Source organism: Aminobacter sp. Piv2-1 (assembly GCF_037625995.1).
Classification (GTDB): Bacteria; Pseudomonadota; Alphaproteobacteria; order Rhizobiales; family Rhizobiaceae; genus Aminobacter.
The window spans coordinates 1-1,396 of the sequence record NZ_JARKMU010000025.1 but is presented as its reverse complement, the minus strand read 5'-3'; the positions used below and the strand labels follow the sequence as shown (position 1 = coordinate 1,396).

Here is a 1,396-nt window from a genome sequence, read left to right as displayed (position 1 = left end):
AGCGGTCTGGCACCTTCGAATGTCGCCTTTTGTGAAGGAAATCGGGCACCGGCAGGTGTACGATATCCTCCAAAGCAGGAAGCCGCGGGCCGCGAGCGGTGGCCTATGGGGAAAGCGGTTTCGCGAAGGCTGGCGGGTCGGTGCGATGTTGGGCGGAATGGGCCGTTTGAGGCCGCGGCGCGATACTCGGGAAGAGCCCGCGGCATGGATGTCGGGTAGGACTGGCGGTCTGGGCGAGCGTTGATGTGGCTGGCGATGTTCCCGGTACGAGCGGCACGAACGCCGGAAGCGGGGTGACCGCGTGGCGGGGGTGGGTCGAGCCGTGCGGGGTCATGGCGTGATGGTCCCGGTCGAAGTGCCGCTGTGCGGCGGGGCGCGAGGCCGGCACCAGCGTTCGAAGGTTTCGATGACGACCATGTGGCCGCCGCAGCATGGGCATGGCGGACGGGCATCCGGGGGCTCGGGTTGCACGTCGGTCGTTGCGGGCGGCGCGACCCCGAGCAGCCGGCGGACGTGGTCGAGTTGTGCCTTGCGGGTGGCACCGGCGAGCAGGCCATAGTGGCGGATGCGGTGGAAGCCCTTGGGCAGGATGTGGAGCAGGAAGCGGCGGATGAACTCGTCGGGGCTGAGCGTCATGACCTGCTGGCGGTCGACACCGCCGCGACGGTAATCCTTGTAGCGGAAGGTGACGCCGGTCTGGTCGAGGCGCAGGAGCCGGCTGTTCGAGATGGCGACGCGGTGGGTATAGCGCGACAGATAGGCGAGCACCGTCTCGGGGCCTGCGAACGGCGGCTTGGCATAGACGACCCAGCGCTTCTTCCTGACCGGGGCCAGGTGCCGCAGGAAGGTGCGCCGGTCGGCAAGGTGCGCGAGGCTGCCATGGAAGCCAAGCCGCCCGGCGTCGTACAGCCCCATCAGCCGGGTCAGGAACAGGCGGCGGAACAGCTTGCCGAGCACGCGGACAGGTAGCAGAAACGCCGGGCGTGACGAGATCCAGCGGCTGCCGTCTGGCGACAATCCGCCGCCCGGGACAATCATGTGGATGTGCGGATGATGGGTCATCGCCGAGCCCCAGGTGTGCAGGACCGCGGTGATGCCGATGCGTACGCCCAGATGCTTCGGGTCCGCGGCGATAGTCGTCATCGTCTCCGACGCCGCCTGGAACAGCAGGCCGTAAACCGCCGCCTTGTTCTGGAGCGCGATATCGGCGACCTCGGCTGGCAGCGTGAAGACGACGTGGAAATAGCCAACCGGCAGCAGGTCGGCCTCGCGCTCGGCGAGCCACGTGCGCGCGGCGGCACCCTGGCACCGCGGGCAGTGCCGGTTGCGGCACGAGTTATAGGCGATCCGCCAGTGCCCGCAGTCGGTGCAGGCCTCGACGTGCCCGCCCATGATG

The 1,396-nt window shown here is 68.5% G+C and carries 1 protein-coding gene; it reads right to left on the bottom strand.

Going from position 1 to position 1,396, the window contains the following annotated elements; translation table 11 throughout:
• Positions 1–330 precede the first annotated feature (330 nt).
• The coding region (locus AmiPiv_RS24760; protein ID WP_340041882.1) for an IS91 family transposase at positions 331–1,396 on the bottom strand (1,066 nt) is incomplete at its 5' end.